The sequence below is a fragment of the Promicromonospora sp. Marseille-Q5078 genome (assembly GCF_050315395.1).
Taxonomy (GTDB): Bacteria; Actinomycetota; Actinomycetes; order Actinomycetales; family Cellulomonadaceae; genus Isoptericola.
Genome location: NZ_JBNPQG010000001.1, coordinates 4,030,792 through 4,052,758 on the forward strand (window position 1 = coordinate 4,030,792; position 21,967 = coordinate 4,052,758).

At 74.6% G+C, this 21,967-nt stretch carries 21 protein-coding genes; 8 read left to right on the forward strand and 13 right to left on the reverse strand.

Annotated features, from left to right (window positions below; genetic code table 11):
• Window positions 1-14: 14 nt before the first annotated feature.
• On the reverse strand, window positions 15-3,983 hold the full coding sequence (locus ACQFYA_RS18565) for a sigma-70 family RNA polymerase sigma factor (protein ID WP_499126611.1): 3,969 nt from the start codon (window positions 3,981-3,983) through the stop codon (window positions 15-17).
• A 232-nt stretch (window positions 3,984-4,215) separates the two neighbouring features.
• Here ACQFYA_RS18565 and ACQFYA_RS18570 point away from each other — a divergent pair, with 232 nt between their 5' ends.
• Window positions 4,216-4,980 (forward strand): hypothetical protein, encoded by a 765-nt coding sequence (locus ACQFYA_RS18570; RefSeq protein ID WP_499126613.1) that lies wholly within the window; start codon window positions 4,216-4,218, stop codon window positions 4,978-4,980.
• A gap of 86 nt (window positions 4,981-5,066) precedes the next feature.
• On the opposite strand, the gene ACQFYA_RS18575 is transcribed toward ACQFYA_RS18570, so the two are convergent.
• From ACQFYA_RS18575 to ACQFYA_RS18605, 7 genes are all read right to left on the reverse strand, one after another.
• Complete coding sequence (locus tag ACQFYA_RS18575; RefSeq protein ID WP_499126615.1) at window positions 5,067-5,375, reverse strand: DUF1540 domain-containing protein; 309 nt, start codon at window positions 5,373-5,375, stop codon at window positions 5,067-5,069.
• Between the two features lie 155 nt (window positions 5,376-5,530).
• Window positions 5,531-5,959, reverse strand: coding sequence for a heat shock protein transcriptional repressor HspR (locus ACQFYA_RS18580; protein WP_499126617.1), 429 nt, complete (start codon window positions 5,957-5,959; stop codon window positions 5,531-5,533).
• Window positions 5,960-5,996: 37 nt separating this feature from the next.
• Window positions 5,997-7,013: a DnaJ C-terminal domain-containing protein gene (locus ACQFYA_RS18585; protein WP_499126619.1), complete on the reverse strand. Its 1,017-nt coding sequence runs from the start codon at window positions 7,011-7,013 to the stop codon at window positions 5,997-5,999.
• A gap of 114 nt (window positions 7,014-7,127) precedes the next feature.
• Window positions 7,128-7,766 carry a nucleotide exchange factor GrpE gene (grpE, locus tag ACQFYA_RS18590; RefSeq protein ID WP_499126621.1) on the reverse strand — a complete coding sequence of 213 codons (639 nt, stop codon included), beginning with the start codon at window positions 7,764-7,766 and terminating at the stop codon, window positions 7,128-7,130.
• Window positions 7,763-9,646, reverse strand: a complete 1,884-nt coding sequence (gene dnaK / locus ACQFYA_RS18595; RefSeq protein WP_499126622.1) for a molecular chaperone DnaK — start codon at window positions 9,644-9,646, stop codon at window positions 7,763-7,765. The genes grpE and dnaK overlap by 4 nt, the downstream gene beginning before the upstream one ends.
• 193 nt (window positions 9,647-9,839) lie before the next feature.
• Window positions 9,840-10,769, reverse strand: a complete 930-nt coding sequence (locus ACQFYA_RS18600) for a cold-shock protein (RefSeq protein WP_499126624.1) — start codon at window positions 10,767-10,769, stop codon at window positions 9,840-9,842.
• Between the two features lie 101 nt (window positions 10,770-10,870).
• Window positions 10,871-11,716, reverse strand: coding sequence for an SDR family oxidoreductase (locus tag ACQFYA_RS18605; protein WP_499126626.1), 846 nt, complete (start codon window positions 11,714-11,716; stop codon window positions 10,871-10,873).
• A 124-nt stretch (window positions 11,717-11,840) separates the two neighbouring features.
• Here ACQFYA_RS18605 and ACQFYA_RS18610 point away from each other — a divergent pair, with 124 nt between their 5' ends.
• Window positions 11,841-12,221 carry a winged helix-turn-helix transcriptional regulator gene (locus tag ACQFYA_RS18610; protein WP_499126628.1) on the forward strand — a complete coding sequence of 127 codons (381 nt, stop codon included), beginning with the start codon at window positions 11,841-11,843 and terminating at the stop codon, window positions 12,219-12,221.
• A 28-nt stretch (window positions 12,222-12,249) separates the two neighbouring features.
• Here the strand turns inward: ACQFYA_RS18610 and ACQFYA_RS18615 are convergent, their stop codons facing one another.
• The 3 genes from ACQFYA_RS18615 to ACQFYA_RS18625 are packed head-to-tail and all read right to left on the reverse strand — an operon-like array spanning window position 12,250 to window position 13,948.
• Window positions 12,250-12,726: a GNAT family N-acetyltransferase gene (locus ACQFYA_RS18615; RefSeq protein WP_499126629.1), complete on the reverse strand. Its 477-nt coding sequence runs from the start codon at window positions 12,724-12,726 to the stop codon at window positions 12,250-12,252.
• Window positions 12,723-13,259, reverse strand: a complete 537-nt coding sequence (locus ACQFYA_RS18620; protein ID WP_499126630.1) for an NUDIX hydrolase — start codon at window positions 13,257-13,259, stop codon at window positions 12,723-12,725. Before ACQFYA_RS18620 ends, ACQFYA_RS18615 begins: the two co-directional genes overlap by 4 nt.
• A 26-nt stretch (window positions 13,260-13,285) precedes the next feature.
• Window positions 13,286-13,948, reverse strand: a complete 663-nt coding sequence (locus ACQFYA_RS18625) for a histidine phosphatase family protein (RefSeq protein WP_499126632.1) — start codon at window positions 13,946-13,948, stop codon at window positions 13,286-13,288.
• A gap of 155 nt (window positions 13,949-14,103) precedes the next feature.
• On the opposite strand from ACQFYA_RS18625, the gene ACQFYA_RS18630 reads away from it, so the two are divergent.
• Together ACQFYA_RS18630 and ACQFYA_RS18635 are read left to right on the forward strand one after the other, a co-directional pair.
• Window positions 14,104-14,700: an RNA polymerase sigma factor gene (locus ACQFYA_RS18630; RefSeq protein ID WP_499126634.1), complete on the forward strand. Its 597-nt coding sequence runs from the start codon at window positions 14,104-14,106 to the stop codon at window positions 14,698-14,700.
• Entirely contained in the window at window positions 14,700-15,704 is a 1,005-nt protein-coding gene (locus ACQFYA_RS18635) for a hypothetical protein (protein ID WP_499126635.1), read from the forward strand. Before ACQFYA_RS18630 ends, ACQFYA_RS18635 begins: the two co-directional genes overlap by 1 nt.
• 24 nt (window positions 15,705-15,728) lie before the next feature.
• Here the strand turns inward: ACQFYA_RS18635 and ACQFYA_RS18640 are convergent, their stop codons facing one another.
• Together ACQFYA_RS18640 and ACQFYA_RS18645 are read right to left on the reverse strand one after the other, a co-directional pair.
• Window positions 15,729-16,430, reverse strand: coding sequence for a response regulator (locus ACQFYA_RS18640; protein ID WP_499126637.1), 702 nt, complete (start codon window positions 16,428-16,430; stop codon window positions 15,729-15,731).
• The gene (locus ACQFYA_RS18645; protein WP_499126639.1) at window positions 16,427-18,142 is read right to left on the reverse strand and encodes a sensor histidine kinase; all 1,716 of its coding nucleotides are present in this window, start codon (window positions 18,140-18,142) and stop codon (window positions 16,427-16,429) included. Before ACQFYA_RS18645 ends, ACQFYA_RS18640 begins: the two co-directional genes overlap by 4 nt.
• Window positions 18,143-18,250: 108 nt before the next feature.
• On the opposite strand from ACQFYA_RS18645, the gene ACQFYA_RS18650 reads away from it, so the two are divergent.
• From ACQFYA_RS18650 to ACQFYA_RS18665, 4 genes are read left to right on the forward strand one after another with little or no spacing between them, the layout of a single operon-like run.
• Window positions 18,251-19,261, forward strand: coding sequence for a Bug family tripartite tricarboxylate transporter substrate binding protein (locus tag ACQFYA_RS18650; RefSeq protein WP_499126641.1), 1,011 nt, complete (start codon window positions 18,251-18,253; stop codon window positions 19,259-19,261).
• A complete protein-coding gene (locus tag ACQFYA_RS18655) occupies window positions 19,258-19,803 on the forward strand; it encodes a tripartite tricarboxylate transporter TctB family protein (protein WP_499126643.1) in 546 nt (181 codons plus the stop codon). The genes ACQFYA_RS18650 and ACQFYA_RS18655 overlap by 4 nt, the downstream gene beginning before the upstream one ends.
• A gap of 12 nt (window positions 19,804-19,815) precedes the next feature.
• Window positions 19,816-21,393: a tripartite tricarboxylate transporter permease gene (locus ACQFYA_RS18660; protein ID WP_499126645.1), complete on the forward strand. Its 1,578-nt coding sequence runs from the start codon at window positions 19,816-19,818 to the stop codon at window positions 21,391-21,393.
• Window positions 21,390-21,833, forward strand: a complete 444-nt coding sequence (locus ACQFYA_RS18665; protein ID WP_499126647.1) for a universal stress protein — start codon at window positions 21,390-21,392, stop codon at window positions 21,831-21,833. The genes ACQFYA_RS18660 and ACQFYA_RS18665 overlap by 4 nt, the downstream gene beginning before the upstream one ends.
• Window positions 21,834-21,967 lie beyond the last annotated feature (134 nt).

Here is a 21,967-nt window from a genome sequence, read left to right on the forward strand (position 1 = left end):
GGGGAGCGCTCGGCTCAGAGGTACTCGCAGTCGCCGACCCGCTCCCAGCGGCGCGGCCCACGCTCGCCCGACCAGCGTCCCTGGTCCGTGACGATCACCGGTGCGACGGCCCCTGCGGTCCATGCTGGCGCGCCCGTGTAGCGGTAGTTCCCGCCGCGCCACGACGCCACGTCCCCGACCTCGTACCCGCCGCCGCGGCGGGCCGGGTCCGCGCACCACTCGACGCCGGTGAAGCGGTCGACGACGAGCTCCGTGCTCCAGTCGCCCGCGCGCACCGTGTACGTGGCCCCGTGCCGCCCGACGACCGTGCCGCCGTCCGCGCGGACGCTCTCGCGCGCGGGCACGGTGACGTCGACCGACACCCCGTGCGGGCCGCGCACGCTGAAGTCCTGCGGCACCGACGACCCGGTGTTGTCGAGCACGACCGTCACCGACCGGGTGGACGTCGACCGCCACCGCTGCTTCTCCACCTGCACGTCGCCCGGCTCCAGCCCCGCCTGCGGGGCGACGACGACGCACGACACCGCGTCGTGGTCGAACGTGCGCTCCACCGACGGGTTGCGGTCCTCGATGGGCCGGCTGAGGCGCACCCGCACGGTGCCGCGGTCCGCCTGCAGCCCGCCGAGGTCCTCGACGAGCGTGGTGCCGGACCCGGCCGCGACGGACCTGGCCTCAGCGTCCGTCAGCCCCGCGTCCCACGCGACCGACCCGCGGTTGCGGACGTTCACGACCGCCTGCGCCCGGTCGTCCACGCACCGCGTCGCGACGCTCACGTCGACGGTGTCCGACGGCCACGCCGCGGTGGCGCACCCGTCGAACGCCGGCACGTCCACCGCGCCGAGCCGGCGGCCGTCCGCCGTCACGGTCAGCGTCCGGGTGTCCCACGGGACCGACACCTCGAGCACGCCGGCCGCGCCGCCGTCGACCACCACCGCGCGCCCGTCCGCGGAGGCGTTCGCCACGGCGAACCGGACCGGGAGCGTGGAACCGGAGTTGTCGACCGAGATCCGCACGGTACGCCGTGACGTGTCGGCCGAGACGTCGAACCGGCACTCGTCCGCGGTGAGCGTCGCCCGCTCGGCCACGGCCGGCGCGATCGAGGCGGCGGCGTACCGGGCGGTCGGCGCGACCGAGGGCGACGCGGCCTGGGCCGGCTCGTCGCCGTCGGAGTCGGTCACCCAGCGGTGCAGCTGGAACGACGCGGCGCCGGCGGCGACCGACGTGCGGTCGGTCTGCACGACGAACGTCGCCGTCTCGCCCACCGCGAGCCGCTTCTCCTCCGAGCTGATGCCGGCGGCGGTCATCCCCGCGCGGACCGGCTCGGCGCCGGTGTTCGTCAGCGTGCCGCGCACCTGCACGAGGCCGTCGACGTTCGTCGTCGTGGCGGAGGTGTCCACGTCCCAGCGCGGGGCGTAGCACTCGGCCGACTCGTGCGGCCCGGCCGGAACGCTGGTGCGATAGGTCTCGCCGGCCAGCGTCGTCGCGACCGTCCACACGGCACCGCCCGCCGGGACCCGGAGGCCGTCCGGCACCTGCACGGTCACGGACTCCCCGGGCGGGACCTGCTGCGCCGTCGTCGCGGTGCTCCCGGCGGCGTCGAGCCGCAGGGCGAGAGTCTGGTCCGTGAGGTTGACGTACGTGCCCTCGACGACGGCGGACGCCGAGGAGACCCCGCCGACCGTGGCGCAGCGGGCCTGGACCGACCGCGCGCCGGAGCCGGCGCCGGCCCAGGGCTGCGCGACGGCGACGGCGGCGCTGCCGGGGAGCGCGTGCGTGGACCCGGGCAGCTGCGGGCTGGCCGAGACGGACACGGTGCCCGGCGTGGCAGCGCCGTCGGCGACCACCCGCAGCCGCACCGAGCGCTGCTCCCCCGGTGCCAGCGGGGCGGCGTCCGCGGTGGCGACACACGTCCAGACGACACCCCCGTCGCTCGTCGCGTCGCCGGGCAGGCACGTGAGGTCCCCGTCGGACCCGACGGGCCGGAGCCCGGCCGGGACGGTCAGAAGCACCGACCAGGCGGTGGCGGCCTGGTCGCCGGTGTTCCGTACCGTCACGGGCACCCACGCGGCGCCGGGGTTCGAGAGGGCGACGACCTCGCCGGCGGCCGCCGTGAGCTCCGCGCCGTAGTGCAGCACGGTCGTGGCCGGCAGGGTGAGGACCTCGGGCTGGAGCCCGTCGGCCCAGACGGACGCGCCGACCGGGTAGCTGCCGCCGGCGTTCGCGCGCACGGGCACCGAGCCGGTGCGGGACCCGCCCGGCTCGATCGTGCCGAGCACGCAGCGTGCGGTGCGGGCGCCGTCGTCGGCCGGGGTGCAGGACAGCGCGTCGCCGTCGAAGGTGGCGCCGATCGAGGCGCCGGAGGGGCCGTCGGGGAGCGCCAGGTCGAGGCCGTCCGGCAGCGCCACCTCGACGACGGCCTCCGTGGCGGTGGCCGACCCCGTGTTGCTGACGGTGAGGACGAGCGGCTGCACCGCGCGCGGCTCGAGCGCGTCGGCCGACGTCGACACGACGAGGTCCGCCTGCGCGGCGAACGGGCTGACCACGAGCACGTTGGCGGGGTCCGTCGCGTCGGTCGCCGGATCGAGCGGGGCGTCGTCACCGTCGTTCTGACCCTCGTCGTCGCCGGTCCCGACGCTGGCGTCGTCCAGCGGCTCCAGCGGCACCATCCACTGGTCGCCGGGGATCGTCACGGCGGTGGGCGGGGCGGCGGCGGGCGGCTCATGGCTGGCGCTGAGGGCGTTCAGCACCGTCACGACGCCCACGGTGGCGACGGCGACCGCGCTCGCCGCGGCCGCCACGCCCGCGGTGCCCACGACGGCCCCCGCGGCCACCGCCGTGCCTGCGGTGGCCGCGGTAGCAGCGGTCGCGCCCGCCGTGGCGGCCGCCGTGGCCGCCGTGGCGGCGGACCCGGTGGCGACCCCGGCAGTCGCGGCCCCGGCGGAGGCGGCCCCGGCCACGGAGGCCGTGCCGCCGGCGGCGCTCTTCGCCGCGGCAGCGCCGTTGGTGATGCCCGCCGCACCCCCGGTGCCCGCCGCGCCGACCGTCGTGCCCGTGGCGCTGCCGACCACCGTGCCTACCGACGTGCCGACCGACGTGGCGCCCCCGCCGACCGCACCGCCCACGCCTCCGACGGCGCTCCCGGCGCCCACGAGCGCACCGCCGATCGAGCCGCCGATCGGCAGGGCGCCCAGCACGGCCATCCCGGCGAGGCCCACGATCAGCGGGGCGACGACGGACCGCATGCCGTGCGCGATGTCCCCCAGCTCCAGCACGAGAGCACGGCACTCGGCGCAGGTCTCGAGGTGCGTGTCGACCCGGGCGACCTCGCGCCGGGCGAGGCCCCCGCGCACGTACGCGCCGAGGAGGGGGTTCACCGCGCGGCACCCGTCCGAGGGCGCGTGCGTCAGGTGCTCCTGCAGGTAGCCGACCCGCAGTCCCTCGCGGGCGCGGTAGGCGAGGGCGGAGACGCCGTTGGGCGTCAGCCCGAGGATCGGCGCCACCTCCGCCGGCGCGCGGCCCTCGATCTCCGTGTACCAGAGCACCGCCTGCCAGCGCTCCGGCAGCGCCTGGTAGGCGTTCTTCACCACGGAGTGCTCGAAGCCCTCGAAGGTCGAGGCGTCGGTGGAGTCCACGACGCCGAGCGCGGCCTCGAAGGTGCCGTCGTCGGCGGTGGGCCGGGTGCGGCGCACCCCGCGCGCGAGGTCGGCCGCGAGCCGCCGCACGACCGTCAGCAGGTAGGCACGGAACGTCGCGTCGGGTCCGCCGCCGTGCTGCAGGACGGAGAGCACGCGGTGGAACGCCTCGGACACGAGGTCGTCCGCGTCGGCCCCGGAGCGGACGTACTGCCTGGCCACGGCCCGTGCCGCCGGCACGTGCCGCACGTACAGCGCACCGAACGCCTCGAGGTCTCCGCCGCGCACGTCAAGGATCAGCTCGGCATCACTGCGTGCCGAGTCGTCCGATCCCACGTAGACGTCCGTCATGGCCGACCTCGCTCTGGCGACTCCGCGTGACAGATCACGCGGCCCCCCGTACTTTACGTGCGTTCACCCTCTGGTCGGAGGGTGAACTTCCTCAGGAAAGCCGCAGGATTGGCGCAGGATTCCGTGCTCCGAGCAGCGGAGATTGCTTGCCCGGACGACGTACCCGATGAAAAAGGCCCACAACTGCGTCATGATTGCTTGCCATGGGTGTCTCTTCATCATGAACCGGTCCATGAGCGGGCCCGCGGACGCGCCTGAGCAAGGCTCGGACGTGCTCGACCGCTGGCGCGCCACCAGCCTCGCCGAGGTCTGGCTGCGCCCCGACGACTGGTACCACCCTGCGGTCGACGCACTGGTCGAGGCCTTCGACGACGGCCGCTCCCCCCACGCCGCCGCCCACCGCCTCGGGGCCGCGCGCGGCCGTGCCGGCGTCGGCCTGGGCGAGGCGCTCGACGACGTCGAGTGCCTGTACCGCGCCACCCAGCGCCCGGCGGACCCGGACGCCATCCGCGCCGTCGCCGTCGGCTGGGTGCGGGGCCGGGACGCCGAGCCCGCGCCGGGCGCGGTCCGCGACCCCGCCACGGGGCTCCCGACGCGCGAGTACCTCGTCGAGCGGCTGCGGGAGACCTACGGCGCCGCCGTGGGGCGGGAGGACGACGTCCCGAACACGTACTGCATCCTCGTCGTCGACGTCGCGGTCGACGGGCTGGCGCCCTGGGACCGCGCGGCGCGTTCTGCGACGGTCGGGCGGGCGCTCGAGCAGGTGTTCGGCGAGGGGCACCCGATGGCCGCGCTGACCGACGGCGTCTTCACCGTGCTGGCGCGCCGCGACACCGGCGTGCCCGACCTGGCGAAGGCGACGCGCAGCGTCGTGGAGCGCAACGCCGCCCTCATGGGCCTCGGGGACTCGCTGCGGCGCCCCACCCGGGTGTGGGTGGAGCGTCTGCCGTCGTCGCACGCCGCCGCCACCGAGCTGCTGGGGCAGCTGGCCCGCTGATCCGGGCCGACGACACGGCTCGAGCCCGCCGAGACGAGGTCTCGACGGGCTCGATCACTGAGTTTCCGTCAGTCGCTGAGGTTCCGTCAGTGCTGGGCGTACGTGAGGCAGTCGGCGTGGCCCGCGTCGTCGGGGCCGGGCCCGACGCGGATGGCGCCCGCCGCGCACTCCAGGTCGTGGTTGTGGACGCAGTCGCCGCGCTGGCACGCGCCCACGTGGGCGACGACCTTCTCCAGGCCACCCTTGGTGCTCAGCGGGATGAACGTGGCGCACGACGCGTCGCCACGGTGCCCGGCGATGGTCACCGCGCCGGCGTGGCAGCCGTGCTCGTGGTTGTAGCCGCAGCCCTCGACCGTGCACTCGGTCACCTCGGGCATCTCCATCAGAGTGCTCATCGTGCCCTCCTCGCCGCTCGTCGTCGGCTCTCGCCGCCTTCGGCCAGGATATTCCTCTCGCGCGAATATGCACAGTGAATTCGACATCGAATTCACTAAGGAAAGCCTTACCCATTGCTTCGTGAATTAAAGAAGAATTGCGTTGCGTAAGACGGTCAGCCGCGGCGGGGCAGGGGGCGCCAGAGCACCAGCGCCCCCTCCTCGGCCTCCAGCTCCGCCCGCTCGGCGCGACGCACGCGCTGCCCGCGCCGCACGACGACGACGTCGCCCGAGGACCCGGCGGCGAACACCCGGCCCCCCGGCTGCATCGCGAGGGCGGCGAGGCGACCTTCGAGCTGCGCCACGTGTTCCTGCAGGTCGAGGATGCGCCGGATCCCGGCGAGGTTGATGCCCTCCACCTGCGCGAGGCGCTGGATCTCCAGCAGGCGCGACACGTCGCGCTGGGAGTAGCGCCGGCCACGGCCGGCGGTGCGCCGGGGCGTCACCAGGCCGAGCCGGTCGTACTGGCGCAGGGTCTGCGGGTGCATCCCGGCGAGCCCGGCCGCCTGCGACACGGTCAGCACCGGGGCGTCCTCGGTGACCATCGCTACCTCCCTCGCGCGGTGGACGTCGTCGGGGGCCTCACTCCGCGGCGCGCTGCGCCAGCCCTGCCCGCACGTCCTCGTGGTCGCTCTCGGCGGCGAACGCCTCGAGCGCCTCCTTCGCCTTCTTGCCGAGCTTCTGCGGCACGGTCACCTGCACCGTGACGAGCAGGTCGCCCTGCGCCTTCGCGGTCTTCACCCCGCGGCCCTTGACGCGCAGCACGCGGCCCGACGGCGTGCCCGCCGGGACCTTGAGCCGCACGGTCTGCCCGTCGAGCGTCGGCACCTCGAGCGTCGTGCCGAGCGCGGCCTCCGCGAAGGTGACGGGCACGGTCATGCGCAGGTGGGCGCCGTCGAGCGTGAACACCGGGTGCGGAGACACGTGCACGGTGACCACCAGGTCGCCGGCGTCACCGCCGCCCGTGCCAGGGCGGCCCTTGCCGGGGATGCGGAGCCTGCGCCCGTCGTTCACCCCGGCGGGGATCTTGGTCTTGACCTTGCGGCCGTCCACCGTGAACTCCACGGTGGCGCCTTCCACGGCCGTGCGGAACGGCAGCGTGGTCTCCGCCGCGACGTCCGGGCCACGCTGTGGCGTGGTGAAGCCGGCGCGCCGGCCGCCGCCGGTGCTGCGGAAGCCGCCCTGGCCGCCGAGCATCGAGCTGAGGATGTCCTCGAACCCACCGCCGCCCGCGGCGCCGCCCTGGGGGTACTGCTGGTAGCGCACGTTCGGGCCGCCGGCACCGCCGAACATCGAGCCGAAGACGTCCTCGAAACCGTTGGTCCCGCCGCCGCCCGGCCCCGCCGCGAAGCGGGCGCCGCCGCCGGCCATGGCCCGCACGGCGTCGTACTGCCGGCGCTGCTCGGCGTCCGAGAGCACCGCGTACGCCTCGCCGATCTCCTTGAACTTCGCCTCGGCGGCCTCGTCGCCCGGGTTCTGGTCCGGGTGGTACCTGCGCGCCAGCTTGCGGTACGCCTTCTTGACGGCCGCGTCGTCCGCGTCCTTGGGGACGCCCAGCGCGGAGTAGAAGTCCTTCTCCATCCAGTCCTGACCTGTCACGACGCCCCCTTCCTGGTCATGCTCGTGATCTCATCATCCTCGCCGTTCGAGTGCTGGTTGAGCCTGTCGAAACCCTGGGGCGGGTTTCGACAGGCTCAACCGGCGGTCGCGGTGCTACTCGGGCCCGACGACCCCGACGCGGGCGGCGCGGACCACCTTGTCGCCGATGCGGTAGCCGGGGTCCACCACCAGCGTGACGGTGGTGGCGGTCGCGTCGGCGTCGGCCTGATGCATGAGGGCCTCGTGCACCGTCGGGTCGAACTCCTCCCCGACCTGGCCGAACCGCTCGACCCCGAACCGCGCCAGCGACGCGTCGAGCTTCTCCGCGATGGCCGCCATGGGCCCGCTCAGCTCGGCGTGCTGCTTGGCGCGCTCGATGTCGTCGAGCACGGGCAGCAGCGCAGTGAGCACGTCCTGCGTGCCCTGCACCCGCGCCGCCTCCTGGTCGCGGATCGACCGGTTGCGGTAGTTGGTGAACGACGCCCGCTCGCGCTGCAGCGCGTCCAGGTGATCCGCCGCCTCGGCCTTGGCCTTGAGCACCTCGGCGCTCTCGGCGGCCTCGCCCTCGGGCTCGAAGTCGAGCGCCGCGAGCGGGTCGCCCTCCCCCGCCTCGGAGCCGGGCTCGGGGGCGGGCTCGGCGGCGCGCGCCTCGCCCGACTCCGGGTCGACCTTGCGCTTGTCGGTGAACTGGAACGGGGTCTCCCCCGAGCCCTCGTCAGGCTCGGGGGTCCCCTGCGGGTTCTGGTCCGTCACTTCTTGTCGTCCTCGTCGTCGACGATCTCGGCGTCGACCACGTCCTCGTCGGAGGCGGACGTGCTGCCCGCCGCCGAGGCGGCGTCGTCGGCGGCGGCCTCGGGCTCGCCCGCGGCCTGCTCCTGCTCGGCCGTGGCGTAGAGCGCCTGGCCGATCTTCTGCGACGAGGCGCCGAGCTTCTCGTACGCGGTCTTGACGGCGTCGGCGTCCTCGCCCTCCAGGGCGGTCTTGACGCCGGCGATGTCCGCCTCGACCTCGGTCACGACCTCGGCGGGAAGCTTGTCGCGGTTGTCCGCGATCTGCTTCTCCATCGAGTACGCGAAGGCCTCGGCCTGGTTGCGGGTCTCGGCCTCCTCGCGACGCTTCTTGTCCTCGGCCGCGTGCTCCTCGGCGTCCTTCACCATGCGGTCGATGTCCTCCTTGGGGAGGGCCGACCCGCCGGTGATCTTCATCGACTGCTCGGTGCCCGTGCCGCGGTCCTTGGCGGACACGTGCACGATGCCGTTCGCGTCGATGTCGAAGGTGACCTCGATCTGCGGGACGCCGCGGGGCGCCGGGGCGATGCCGGTGAGCTCGAACGTGCCCAGCGGCTTGTTGTCGCGGGTGAACTCGCGCTCGCCCTGGAAGACCTGGATCGCCACGGACGGCTGGTTGTCCTCCGCCGTGGAGAAGATCTCGCTGCGCTTGGTCGGGATGGCCGTGTTGCGCTCGATGAGCTTGGTCATCACGCCGCCCTTGGTCTCGATGCCGAGGGACAGCGGGGTGACGTCGATCAGCAGCACGTCCTTGCGCTCGCCGCCGATGACGCCGGCCTGCAGGGCCGCGCCCACGGCGACGACCTCGTCCGGGTTGACGCCCTTGTTGGCGTCCTTGCCGCCGGTGAGCTCCTTGACGACCTCGGACACCGCCGGCATGCGGGTGGAACCACCCACGAGCACGACGTGGTCGATGTCGGACACGGAGATGCCGGCGTCGCGGATGACCGCGTGGAACGGCGCCTTGGTGCGGTCGATGAGGTCCTGCGTCATCTGCTGGAACTGCGCACGGGTGATCTTCTCGTCGAGGTGGATCGGCCCGTTCTCGCTCATGGAGAGGTACTGCATCGAGACGTTGGTGCTCGTCGCGGACGAGAGCTCCTTCTTGGCCTGCTCGGCCGCCTCGCGCAGACGCTGCAGCGCGATCTTGTCCTTGGACAGGTCGACGCCGTCGTTGTTCTTCACCTGCTTGATGAGGTGGTCCACGACGCGCTGGTCCCAGTCGTCGCCGCCGAGGCGGTTGTCGCCGGAGGTGGCGCGCACCTGGATGGTGGAGAAGTCGTCCTCGTCCTTGCCGACCTCGAGGAGCGAGACGTCGAACGTGCCGCCGCCCAGGTCGAAGACGAGGATGAGCTCGTCCTCCTTGCCCTTCTCCAGGCCGTACGCGAGCGCGGCCGCGGTGGGCTCGTTGACGATGCGGGTCACGTTCAGGCCGGCGATCTGGCCGGCGTCCTTCGTGGCCTGGCGCTCGGCGTCGTTGAAGTACGCCGGGACGGTGATGACCGCGTCGGTGACGGGCTCGCCCAGGTACTCCTCGGCGTCGCGCTTGAGCTTGCCGAGCACGCGCGCCGAGATCTCCTGCGCGGTGTACTTCTTGTCGTCGATCTCGACCGACCAGTCGGTGCCCATGTGGCGCTTGACCGACGAGATGGTGCGGTCGACGTTGGTGACCGCCTGGCGCTTGGCCACCTCACCGACGAGGACCTCGCCGGTCTTGGAGAACGCGACGACGGACGGCGTCGTGCGCGACCCCTCCGCGTTCGCGATGACGGTGGGCTCGCCGCCCTCCAGGACGGTGACCACCGAGTTGGTGGTGCCCAGGTCGATACCGACTGCTCGAGCCATGTGTGCTGCCTCCATGCGGACGTCCGGGCGCCTTTGCGCCCGAGGTTGAGTCAACTGCACTCAACGTAGATCTCGGCGTCCCCGCCTCGCAAACCGCGGGCGCCAAAGTTGAGTCTGCTTGGCTCAACCTTGCTCGCCGCGCGGGTATTCCCCCAGGCAGGACCGGCCGTTCGCTGTGAGCGAACGGCCGCTCTCACACCAGCTCGACGCCGTCGGCCTGCGGGCCCCGGTCGCTCTGACGCACCTTGAACCGGACCCGGTCGCCCTCCTCCAGGAACTCGACGCCCCGCACGACCGACACGTGCACGAACAGGTCCGCACCCCCGGCGTCGGGCGTGATGAAGCCGAAACCGCGGTCCGCGTCGTAGCGCGCGACGGTGCCCTCGCCTCCGCGCACGGGCCCGCCGGATGCCGCGGGACGGCCCGGCCGGCCGCGGTCCGCGGCCGGACGCGCGCCCCCGGAGCCGCGCACGAGCTGCACGTGGCGGGCGTTCGGCCCCTTGTCGCCGGCGACGACGTCGTACGTCACGCGCGCCCCCTCGGAGAGCTCGGTCAGCCCGCCGCCGAGCGCCTTGACGTGGACGAAGACGTCCTCGCCGCCCCCGTCGGGGGCGATGAACCCGAAGCCCTTGACGTCGTCGAACCAGGACACCGTGCCGTCCGCGCCGTCGGTCGCCTGCGGTGCGGCCTGCGCCCCGAGCGGGAGCAGGTGGTCCGCCTGCGGCCCCTTCTCCCCGTCGACGACGAGGAACGCGACCCGCTGCCCCTCCGCGATCACACCGCCGGTGACGATGGCCGAGCTGTGCACGAAGATCTCGCCGCGACCGTCGTCGGGGGTGACGAAGCCGTATCCCTTGGCCGGCTCGTACCAGGCGACCGTGCCGAGCACGCCCACGGTCGCGTCGTCGGCCACGTCGCCCGTGACCCGGACGCGGCGCGCCTGCGGGCCACGGTCGCCCTCGCCCACCTCGAACTCGACGACCTGCCCCTCGCGGAGCAGCTTCGGCCCGTCGTCGCCGACGATCTCGGACGCGTGCACGAACAGGTCCTCGGCCTCGTTCCCGAGGTCGATGAAGCCGAACCCTCGGTCGGCGTCGAACCATCGGACAGTTCCCTGGGGCACCTAGGACTCCTCATCTCGCAGACATTGCTGTCCTCCAGTGTCCCCCGACAGCACCGCGGACGGGTGCTGCTCCCGGAGAGGCCCCCGTCACGTCGCCGGTGTCAGCGGCGAAAGGCCTCGACGTTCCGGGCGGCCCAGTCGGCGAACGAGGAGGCGGGCCGTCCCAGCACGTCGTCGACGTCCGGGCTGACCCGGCGTTCCTCGGGCGTCGGGCGGCCGAGGATGTCGAGCGTGCCGTCGGCCACCGGCTCGGGCATGACCTGGAGCAGCTGTTCCCGCGCCTGGTCGTGCTCGAGCTCGACGAGCTCCAGGCGCTCACCGAGCGCGGCGCCGAGGATCTCGACCCGGCGCCGCGGGCTGGTCGGCTCCGGGCCGGTGAGCGTGTAGGTCCGGCCGGCGTGGTCGTCGCCCGTCAGCGCGGCCGCGGCCGTCTCGGCGATGTCGAGCGGGGCCACGGCCGGCAGCGCGACATCGGGGTAGGGCGCGAACACGGTGCGCCGGGCACGGATCGAGGGCGCCCAGGCGAACGCGTTCGTCGTGAAGCCGCCGGGCCGGAGGATCGTCCAGTCCATGCCGGACGACCGCACGTCCTCCTCCAGCGCGGCGAGCGGCGCGTGCGAGACGGAGCCGGGCCGGGTGCCGGCGGCCTGCGACGACAGCAGGACGACGCGGCCCACGCCGGCGCGGGCGGCACCCTCCAGCACGGCGGCGCCGTCGACGTGCGCGCCCGCCCCGGAGACCAGGAGGAACAGGGCCTTCGCGCCCTGCAGCGCGGGCGTCAGGGAGCCGGCCACGGCCAGGTCCGCGGTCACGGGCGTCACCCCGCGCCGCGCAGGCACGGGAGAGGACACTCCGCGGGACACGGCCGTCACGGCGTGGCCGGCGCCCGCGAGGGACTCCACGAGCGGGCGGCCGACGTTTCCTGTGGCACCGGTGACGACGATCATGGGGAACGCTCCTCGACGAGGCATGTCCGGCGCCGACGGCCCCGGGTCCCGCCCTTCCGGCGGCGACACGAGGAGACTAGGAACGCCCGCCGAGCAGGTTCCCCCTGGAAAGTATTGGAGCGGTATGACCCTCACCGACCCGACCGCCGCCGACCCGGTCGCCGCGTGCCGGATCAGCCCCGCCGTCGACCTGCTCTTCAGCCGCTGGACGACCCCGATCCTGTGGACGCTCCACCGGTCGGGTCGGGTGCGGTTCGGCCAGCTCGAGCGGGCGCTGGGCGGCATCACGCCCAAGGTCCTCACCGAGCGCCTCCGACAGCTCGAGCGCGACGGCCTGGTGCTGCGGCACTATCACGCCGAGGTGCCGCCGCGCGTCGAGTACGAGATCACCGACCTCGGGCGGAGCCTGTCCCCGGTCTTCGCCGCCCTGGCCGACTGGACCGACCAGCACCTGCCCGCCGTCGAGGAGGCCCGCGTCGCCTACAGCGGGCCGCTCCCCCGCTGACGACCGCGCGCCCCCGGGGGCGACCTCCTCAGAAGGTCTTGCGCATCTGCTGCGTGACCACGTCGTACCCGGACGACCCGTACAGGGAGACCGCCGCGGCGTTGTGCCCGAAGACGTTCAGCTCCAGCGCGGTGGCGCCCGCAGCCCGGGCGGAGCCCTCCACCGCCGCGAGGAGCGCGCGCCCGAGGCCGCGGCCACGGCGCTCCTCGACGACCTCGATGTCGTACAGGAACGCGACCCCGGGCGCGCCCCGCGGGTGGTCCAGCGCCACCCAGGCGCGGCCGACCGGCTCGCCCTCGGCGTCGACGCCGCGCAGGAACAGCATCCGCTCCGTGCCCGCGCCCCGGGGCAGGAGGCGCGCGTTCTCGTCCCGCGCCCGCTGCACCGCCCCCTCGCGCGGCCACGCCCCCGCGGCGACCTTCTCGGCCGCGTAGTCCTCGGCCAGCGTGGCCTGCCACTCCTCGAACTCCGTGGGCGTCATCGCGCGGAGCGTCACCGTCGTCATGGACGCATGCTGGCACAGGCGCGACGGCGGACCTCCGGCCAGAGCGCGCCGAGCCGCGCCGTCCACGGCTCGGCGAGCCGCCCGGCGGCCAGGCGCGCCTCGACGGTCCCGAGGGTGACCCACTCGGCGGCGTGGACCTCGCCCGGGTCGAGGCGCAGCTCCGGTCCCCCGGGATCTCGCACGGCCGCGACGTACAGGTCCACGAACGCGGACGCCTCGGTGAAGCGACCGGCGAGCCCGAGGTCGGCGAGCGCCACCTCCAGCCCGGTCTCCTCGCGCAGCTCGCGCGCCGCGGCCCGCGGGCTCGGCTCGCCCGCGAGCGCGCTGCCGCCGGGGAGCTCCCACGCCAGCGGGAACTCCTTGGTCGCCGCGCGCTGGGTCAGCAGGACGCGCCCGTCAGCCCGCACGACGCACGTGGCCACCACCAGGTGGAACCGCCCCGAGGGCCACCCGGGTGCCCCTCGGCGGACGACCTCGCCCGTCGGTTCGCCCTGCTCGTCGAGGACGTCCCACAGCTCCGCACCGACCGTCATCGGGGCATCCTCGCACCGGCCCCGGATCAGTCGTCGACGGGCTCCCCGGTGGGGTCGTTCGCGACGACGGCGTCGAGCCGCTCGCCACCGACGGGCTCGCGGGTCCACCCGACCAGGCGCCATCCCGACGCGGGGTCGCCCTCGACCTCGATGAGGCCGGTGTTGGCGAGCGGGGTGTGCTCGACCTCGTCGACGTCGAGCCCCTGGACGCGGGCGCTCGCCCACGAGCGGATCGCCGCGCCGTGGGAGACGGCGAGGACGACGCCGTGGTCGCGGGCGGCGAGCGCCGCGACGGCGTCGTCGAACCGGGCGAGGAACGCGTCGCCGTCGTGTCCGCCGGGCATGCGGCGCGACAGGTCGCCGCGGGACCAGGCGAACACGGTCTCCAGGTAGGTGTGGTGGTCGGCGAGGTCGGCGGACATCTCGAGGGCGCCGGCCTCGATCTCGCGGAGCCCGTCGAGGACGGCGGGGCGCAGGGCGCGGTCGTCGGCCAGCGGCCGCGCGGTGAGCGCGGTCCGCCGCAGGGACGAGACCGCGAGGGCGTCGATGCGTCGCCCCTCCAGCGCCACCGGCACGGCCGCGGCCTGGCTCTCGCCGAGCGGCGTCAGCCGCGGCCCGGGGGCACCGGTGTCGAGCAGGCCCGCCACGTTGGAGGGCGTCTGTCCGTGTCGCAGCAGCAGGAGGCGCATGCTCCTAGCCTGCGCCATCGCCGGGACCGCCCGCTCCGCGCGCGCAGCCGCGACCGAACCCGCGGCGCCGCGAGCAGCCCCACGACGGCCTGCAACGCTCCGACCGGAGCCGGACATGGCACTGTCGTCACCGTCTCCCTGTCGAAGGGCCACCGATGCCAGTCCCCGAACCGCCCGACCACGAGGCGCGCTTCACCACGCTCTTCGAGAGCACGCACCGCCCGCTGCTCGCCTACGCGGTGCGGCGCGTGGCCGACCCGGCCGACGCCGCCGACGTCGTCGCCGAGGCGTACCTCGTCGCCTGGCGGCGCATCGAGGACGTGCCGGAGGGCGCCGACGCGCGGCCCTGGATGTTCGGCGTCGCGCGCCGCGTCCTCGCGAACTTCCACCGCGGGACCCGGCGCCGCCTGGCCCTCGCGGACCGCCTGCGGGCCGAGGTCGTCGAGACCGTGCCACCACCCGACGACGGCACCAGCGACATCGAGCAGGCGCTCGCGCGCCTCGGCGACGACGACCAGGAGCTGCTGCGGCTGGTCGCGTGGGAGCAGCTGGCGCGGGACGAGATCGCGCTGGTGCTCGGCGTCTCGCGGGCCACGGTCCGCGTCCGGCTGCACCGCGCGCGGAAGCGGCTCGCCGACCAGCTGGCCGCCCTCGCCGCGGCGGACGACGTCCCTCGGGTGCAACGGGTCGACCCGACCGGACAGGTGATCAGCGGGTGGGCACCTGCCCGCCCCGGAACCGAGGAGGCGTGATGAGCGACCTGATGAAGCGGCTGAGCGCCGCGGACCCCGCCCGCCGGGCGGACCTCGACTCCGTCGACGGCGCGGCGTTCGCCGCCCTGCGCGAGGAGATCACCATGACCAGCACCCGCGGCGCGACCGCGCCGACCCTCCCCGCCGCCGGCGCCCCGGTCCGCCGGCGACGCCGCCTCGGACGCCGCGGCTCGGTGGCGATCGGCCTGGCCGCCGTCCTCACCGGAGGCGGCGTGGCGTACGCGGCGATCCAGATGTTCCAGGGCTCCAGCGGCGAGGGCGTCACCTGCGTGCACGCCTGGAACGAGGACACGGCGGAGGGGCTGAATATCGACGCCGCCGGCTCCTGGATCACCGGCGACCCGTACACCGACTGCACCACCCTGCTCGCCGACGAAGGGCTGCCCCCGATCGAGGACCCCGTCGCCTTCGCGTGGGACGGCCAGACGATTGTGGCCCCCGCCGACCAGGTGCCCGAGGGCGTGCAGCGGCTGGAGGGTACGCAGGCGGTCGAGTCCGGCGTCGTCGAGCTGCAGCGGAGCGTCGCCGACGTGGTCGACGGCGGCTGGCTCGGGTGCCGCCCGGTCCCCGAGACCGTCGCCTGGGCGCAGGACGAGATCGACCGGCTCGGCCTGCAGGACTGGACCGTGGTCACGGCGGGGTCCGACACGCCGGACACGGCATCCGGAGACGGTCCGTCGTGCTCCTACAGCGAGGTGTCCGTCGGGGACAGGCAGGTCGTCGTCTCCGCGTCCGACGACCCGTTCGAGCAGCTCTTCGGTCCTGACGGCGACCCGACGATCGACGCCTTGCGGATGCAGATCGTGGACGAGTGCCTCTCGCTCGACGAGGCCCGTGCCGTCGCCGACGAGGTGTACGCGGACGAGGAGTTCGAGGTGCCGATGACCGAGGTGGTCGACGACGGCGCCTCGTGCGCCCGCGTCGACGTCCTCGAGGGCGGCATGACGGAGGTGTTCGTGTACGGGCCGAGCGCGGACGCCTGATCGCCCGGCGGCGCCGCTACCGGCTCAGCGCAGCCGGTAGCGGCGCTCGGGGCGCCCCGCGGTGCCGTAGTTGAGGCGCACCGCGGCGCGCCCCGTCGTCGCGAAGTGCTCCAGGTACCGGCGCGCGCTCACCCGGCTGACACCGACGGCGTCGGCGCACTCGGCGGCGCTGTGCTCGGCGCCGCCGGCGAGCGCCGCCAGCACGGCGTCCGCGGTCTCCTGGCTCAGCCCCTTGGGCAGCGGCGCGCGCGGCGCGGCCTGCGGCGTGCGGGCGAAGACGGCGTCGATGCCGGCCTGAAGGTCCGCCCGGTCGACGCCGTCGGCGTCGTCGGCGTCGCCCAGGCCCTCGAGCGCCGCGCGGGAGCGGCGGAACTCCTCGAGCCGTGCCGTGAGGTCCTCGGACGCGAACGGCTTGACCAGGTAGTGCGCGGCCCCGCCGGCCGCGGCCGCGCGCACGGTGTCGGCCTCGCGGGCCGCGGTGATGACGACGACGCCGAGGTCGTGGCCGGCCGCGCGCAGGCGCCGCAGCACCTCGATGCCGCTCATGTCGGGCAGGTGCACGTCGAGCAGCACGAGGTCGGGCCGCAGCGCCTCGACGGCCGCGAGCGCGTCGGCGCCCGAGTGCGCCTCGCCGACCACGCGGAAGCCCGGCACCCGCTCCACGAAGCGGCGGTGGATGGACGCGACCATGAAGTCGTCCTCCACGACCAGCACGTCGAGGCTCACGCCTGCTGCACCCCCTCGCCGGTCGGTTCGTCGGTCGGTCCGCCGGCGGCGGACCCCGCGCCCGCCACGGCCTGCGGCAGCCGCGCGATGAAGACGGCGCCGCCCTCCCCGGCGCGGGCGTCGCCATTGTGCACCGTCACCCGACCGCCGCGGCGCTGCGCCAGCACGTGCACCAGTGCGAGCCCCACGCCGCGGCCGGTCGCGCCGTGCGGCTTGGTGCTCCACCCGCGCTCGAAGATCGCGTCGGCCTGCTCGGGCGGCACCCCGGGGCCGCTGTCCGCGACCTCGACCACGACGTCGTGCGCGGGGCCGTCCACCGCCAGCCGCACGCGGACCATCGCCGTCCCGGCGACGCCCCGTGCGTCGGGGCCCGCGGCCCACGCCGCGGCGTCGACGGCGTTGTCCACCAGATTGCCGAGCACGGTGCCGACGTCGGCGGACAGGTCGGGGTCCAGGCGCGGCAGCGCGCTGCCCGGGTCGACGAGCAGCTCGACGTGCCGCTCGTCGGCGAGGGTCGCCTTGGCGATGAGCAGCGCGGCGACCGCCGGGTCCGCGACGCGCGTCGTGACGACGTCGCTCAGGTCGGCCCGGCGGCGCGTGATCCGGTCGACGAAGCGGCCCACCTCGTCGTACTCGCCCAGCTCGATGAGCCCCGACACGGTGTGCAGCTGGTTGCTGAACTCGTGCGTCTGCGCCCGCAGCGTCTCGGTGACGCTCTCGCGCGCGTGCAGCTCGCTCTGCAGCGCCAGCAGTTCCGTGCGGTCGCGCAGCGTGGTCACCGTGCCGGCCGGTCGGCCGTCGTGCAGGACGCGGCGACGGTTGAGCACCAGCACCGTGTCCCCGGAGACGAGCACGGCGTCGTGCACCTCGTCCGTGCCGCGCAGCAGGTCGACGACGGCGGGGTCCAGGCCCAGGTCGTCGAGGCGACGGCCCGTGGGGTCCCCGACGTCGTCGGGGAGGCCGAGCAGCGCGCGGGCGCTGTCGCTCACGAGGCTCACGCGGCCGTCGTCGCCCACCACGACCACGCCCTCGCGGATGGACCGCAGCACGCCCTCACGGTGGTCCGCGAGCGCCGCGATCTGCGCCGGCTCGAGCCCCCGCGTGCGGCGCTTGACCAGCCGGGCCAGCAGCCACGACCCGGCCACGGCGAGCGCCGTGCCGATGCCGAGCACCACGAGCACGTCGCCGCCGGCCCGCGAGACCCGCTCGGTGAGCGGCGGGTACGGGTCGGCCAGCACGACGACGCCGACCGGCCGGGGCGTGCTGCCCCCGTACACGGGCACCCAGGCGGCGATCGAGCGGCCGTCGACGTCGTCCACGTCGCCGCTGCCCGCCCGCTCGTCGGCGTCGGCGGGCAGGTCCAGGAGCTCACCGACGCGCGTCGGGTCCGTGGCGACGAGCACCCGGCCGTCGACGTCCGCGACGTAGGCGTGGGTCGCGTCCACGAAGTCGGCCCGGGTCTGCAGGTAGAAGCCGAGCGCCGGCCGGTCGGGCACCTCGGCGGCGAGCGTCTCCTGCACGGCGGGGATGCCGGCCAGGCCCTCGGCCGCGATCTCCAGGCGGTCGGCGCGGTCGTCGCGGAACGCGGCGTCGGCCTGCCCGAGGAAGACGACGGCGGCGGCCGCGACCACGACGAGCAGCACGGCGAGCTGCAGCAGCAGCACCTGCCCGCCGAGCGTGAGGTGACGCGTGGCACGACCCCGTGACCGCAAGTTCCACAACCTCCTTTGGTTGCCCAATGATGACGCGCCCCGCGGTCACCTGTGACGATCTCACCCGGGGCACAGCCGCCCCGCAGCACCGACAGTCTGGAGTACACGGTGTCGACGACGACATCCCGCCGACGACGCGGCGCGCGCGCCGCCGTCGCCGCCGCCCTCGCCGCGACCCTCGTGGCGGTCTCCGCCGCGTGCGGCGTGACGCGCGGCGACGACTCGGCCGACCTCGACATGTGGATCCCCAACAGCCCCGGCGGCGGCTACGACCAGACCGGCCGCGCCGCGGTCGGCGTCCTGGACCGCGACGGGATCACCGGCGGCGACATCCAGGTCACCAACATCCTGGGCGCCGGCGGCTCGGTCGCGATGTCGCGCCTCATGGGCGAGGCGGGCAACGACCGCCTCATGATGACGCTCGGCCTCGGCGTGGTGGGGTCCACCTACTCGTTCGGCGTGGACGCCCGCCCGCACGACGCGACCCCGCTCGCCCAGCTCATCGAGGAGCAGGAGGGCGTGCTGGTCCCGGCCGACTCGCCGTTCCGGACCGTCGACGACCTGGTCGCCGCCTGGACGAAGGACCCGGGCTCCGTCGTCGTGGGCGGCGGTTCGTCGCCCGGCGGCCCCGACCACCTGTTCCCCATGCAGCTCGCCAAGGCCACGGGCGTCGACCCGAAGGACGTGCGCTACGTGTCCTACGACGGCGGCGGACCGCTGACCAGCGCGCTGCTCGGGCACAAGATCCAGGTCGGGTTCTCCGGCCTCGCCGAGTTCGAGGGGCAGATCGAGGCGGGCGAGCTGCGCGTGCTCGCCGTGTCCGGCGACGAACGGATCCGGGGCGGAGCGCTCGACGACGTCCCGACGCTCACCGAGAGCGGCATCGACCTCGTCTTCACCAACTGGCGCGGCGTCGTCGCCCCGCCGGGCATCAGCGACGAGGCCCGCGACCGGCTCATCGACCACCTCACCCGCATGCACGACTCGCCCGAGTGGGAGCAGGCTCTCGCCGACAACGGCTGGACGGACGCCTTCGTCACCGGCGACGACTTCGAGCAGTTCCTGCGCGAGCAGGACGAGCGGGTCTCGACCACCCTGAGGGAGCTGAACCTGCTGTGAGCACCGACGTGGAGACCCCCGCCGCGGGGCCCGCCGACCACGGGCCCGGCCCGGCCGGGACGCCGCGCGTCGACGCCGCCCAGTACGGCCTGGCCGCCGTGCTGCTCGTCGTCGGCGCGTACACCGTGTACGACGCGACGAGCCTGGAGGTCGGGTTCGCCGACCCGGTCGGCCCGCGCGTCTTCCCGATCGTCATCGGCGCCGGGCTCGTCGTGACGAGCGCGCTGCTGGCCGTCGCGACGGCGCGCGGCTCGCGCCCGGAGCCGGAGGCCGGCGAGGACGTGGACCTCACCAGCCGCGCCGACTGGCCCACCGTGCTGAAGCTGGTCGGGGTCATCCTGCTGACCATCGCCACCGTGAGCTGGCTCGGGTGGGCGCTCGCGGGCGCCATCCTCTTCGCCGGCGCGGCCTGGGCGCTGGGCAGCCGCACGCTGGTGCGCGACGTCCTCGTGGGCCTCGTGCTCGCGGTGGGCAGCTGGTACGGCTTCGTCGTCGGGCTGGGCATCCCGCTCACCCCCGGCGTCCTCGACGGGATCCTGTGAGGCGGTGACCTGATGGAGAACCTCGGACTGCTGTGGGACGGCCTCGGCGCCGCCCTCACCCCCATGAACCTCGCCTACGCCGCGGTGGGCGTGCTGCTCGGCACGTTCGTCGGCGTGCTGCCCGGCATCGGGCCCGCGATGGCGATCGCCCTGCTCCTGCCCGTGACGTTCGGGCTGGAGCCCACGCAGGCGTTCATCATGTTCGCCGGGCTCTACTACGGCGGCATGTACGGCGGGTCGACCACGTCGATCCTGCTCAACACCCCCGGCGAGTCGGCCTCCGTGATGACGGCGCTCGAGGGCAACCTCATGGCCCGGGCGGGACGCGGCGCGCAGGCGCTGGCGACCGCCGCCGTCGGGTCGTTCGTCGCGGGCACGATCGGCACGCTGCTGGTCGCGATGTTCGCGCCCGCGCTGGCCGACGTCGCCGTCGAGATCGGGGCGCCGTCGTACTTCGCGCTCATGGTGCTCGCGCTCGTGATGACCACCAGCGTGCTCGGGTCGAGCCCGCTGCGCGGCTTCCTGTCGCTGTTCCTGGGCCTGACCATCGGCCTCGTCGGGCTCGACCTCAACACCGGGCAGCCGCGCCTCACGTTCGGCGTCACGCAGCTCGTGGACCGTCTCGACATCGTGGTGGTGGCCGTGGGCATCTTCGCCCTCGGCGAGGCCCTGTGGGTGGCCGCGCACCTGCGCCGCAAGCCCGCGCAGGTGGTGCCCGTCGGGCAGCCGTGGCTCGGCCGCGAGGACCTGCGCCGATCCTGGAAGCCGTGGCTGCGCGGCACCGCGTACGGGTTCCCGTTCGGCGCGCTGCCGGCCGGTGGCGCCGAGCTCCCGACGTTCCTGTCGTACATCACCGAGCGCAGCCTGGCCCGGCGCCGGACCGGCAGGACCCGCGGCCGCGCCCGACCCGGCGCGGACGAGTTCGGCAAGGGCGCGATCGAGGGCGTCGCCGGCCCCGAGGCGGCGAACAACGCGTCCGCCGCGGGCATGCTCGTGCCGATGCTGGCGCTCGGCCTGCCCGTGACGGCGACGGCGTCCGTGATGCTGTCCGCGCTGCAGGGCTACGGCATCCAGCCCGGCCCGCAGCTCATGACCGAGCACGCGGACATGGTGTGGACGCTGCTGGCGAGCCTGCTGGTCGGCAACCTGCTGCTGCTGGTGCTCAACCTGCCACTGGCGCCCCTGTGGGCGCGGCTGCTGCGCATCCCGCGCCCCCAGCTGTACGCGGGCATCCTGTTCTTCGCCTGCCTCGGTGCGTACGCCACCAACCTCGACCCGTTCGACATCGGGCTGCTGCTGGTGTTCGGCCTGCTCGGGATGGCGATGCGGCGGTTCGGCCTGCCGGTGCTGCCGCTCATCCTCGGCGTCATCCTCGGCCCGCTCATGGAGACCAAGCTGCGCGAGGCCCTGACCATCTCCGGCGGCGACCCCGCCATCCTGTGGAGCGAGCCGCTGGCCATCGCGATCTACGTGGTCATGGCGCTGGTGCTGCTGGCCCGGCCGCTGCTGTCGCGGTGGCGGGCGCGGGAGGAGGCCGACGTGGCGGCGGACGCCGAGACCGAGACCGTGACGGAAGGGGCCCAGCGGTGACGACGGACGAGACGACGACGCCGACCGGCTGGGTGGTCGTGGCGTGGACGCCCGACGAGTTCGGCGACGCGGCGCTGGAGCACGGCCTCGCCTGGGCCCAGGAGGGCGGGCGCGGCGTCGCGGTCGTCAACGGCACCCGCGGCGACGCCCTCGTGGACGAGCGGTACGCGGCCCCCGGCGGCCTCGCCGAGCTCGCGGAGCGGCTGCGGGGCACCGGCCTGCCGCACGTCGTGCGGCAGGAGATGGGTCGCGACGTCGCGGAGCAGGTGCTCGACGTCGCGGCCGAGCTGTCCGCGCGGCTGGTGGTCGTGGGCCTGCGGCACCGCAGCCCGGTGGGCAAGCTCCTGATGGGCAGCGTCGCGCAGCGCATCCTGCTCACCGCCGAGTGCCCCGTGCTGGCCGTCAAGCCCGGCGAACGCCCCGCCACCTCCGCCGGTTGAGCCCGTCGAGACCGCCGGTCGAGCCTGTCGAACCCGCTGGTTGAGCCTGTCGAAACCGCCGGTTGAGCCCGTCGAAACCAGGTCTCGACAGGCTCGACCAGCTGATTGGCATGTAAGAGCCGCGCGCCCGGCGA

Excerpts from the sequence above, each read along its gene's own strand:
- ACQFYA_RS18565 (WP_499126611.1), bottom strand. The coding sequence starts at position 3,983 with ATGACGGACGTCTACGTGGGATCGGACGACTCGGCACGCAGTGATGCC.
- ACQFYA_RS18570 (WP_499126613.1), top strand. The coding sequence starts at position 4,216 with ATGAGCGGGCCCGCGGACGCGCCTGAGCAAGGCTCGGACGTGCTCGAC.
- ACQFYA_RS18575 (WP_499126615.1), bottom strand. The coding sequence starts at position 5,375 with ATGAGCACTCTGATGGAGATGCCCGAGGTGACCGAGTGCACGGTCGAG.
- ACQFYA_RS18580 (WP_499126617.1), bottom strand. The coding sequence starts at position 5,959 with ATGGTCACCGAGGACGCCCCGGTGCTGACCGTGTCGCAGGCGGCCGGG.
- dnaK (WP_499126622.1), bottom strand. The coding sequence starts at position 9,646 with ATGGCTCGAGCAGTCGGTATCGACCTGGGCACCACCAACTCGGTGGTC.
- ACQFYA_RS18605 (WP_499126626.1), bottom strand. The coding sequence starts at position 11,716 with ATGATCGTCGTCACCGGTGCCACAGGAAACGTCGGCCGCCCGCTCGTG.
- ACQFYA_RS18610 (WP_499126628.1), top strand. The coding sequence starts at position 11,841 with ATGACCCTCACCGACCCGACCGCCGCCGACCCGGTCGCCGCGTGCCGG.
- ACQFYA_RS18615 (WP_499126629.1), bottom strand. The coding sequence starts at position 12,726 with ATGACGACGGTGACGCTCCGCGCGATGACGCCCACGGAGTTCGAGGAG.
- ACQFYA_RS18620 (WP_499126630.1), bottom strand. The coding sequence starts at position 13,259 with ATGACGGTCGGTGCGGAGCTGTGGGACGTCCTCGACGAGCAGGGCGAA.
- ACQFYA_RS18625 (WP_499126632.1), bottom strand. The coding sequence starts at position 13,948 with ATGCGCCTCCTGCTGCTGCGACACGGACAGACGCCCTCCAACGTGGCG.
- ACQFYA_RS18630 (WP_499126634.1), top strand. The coding sequence starts at position 14,104 with ATGCCAGTCCCCGAACCGCCCGACCACGAGGCGCGCTTCACCACGCTC.
- ACQFYA_RS18635 (WP_499126635.1), top strand. The coding sequence starts at position 14,700 with ATGAGCGACCTGATGAAGCGGCTGAGCGCCGCGGACCCCGCCCGCCGG.
- ACQFYA_RS18660 (WP_499126645.1), top strand. The coding sequence starts at position 19,816 with ATGGAGAACCTCGGACTGCTGTGGGACGGCCTCGGCGCCGCCCTCACC.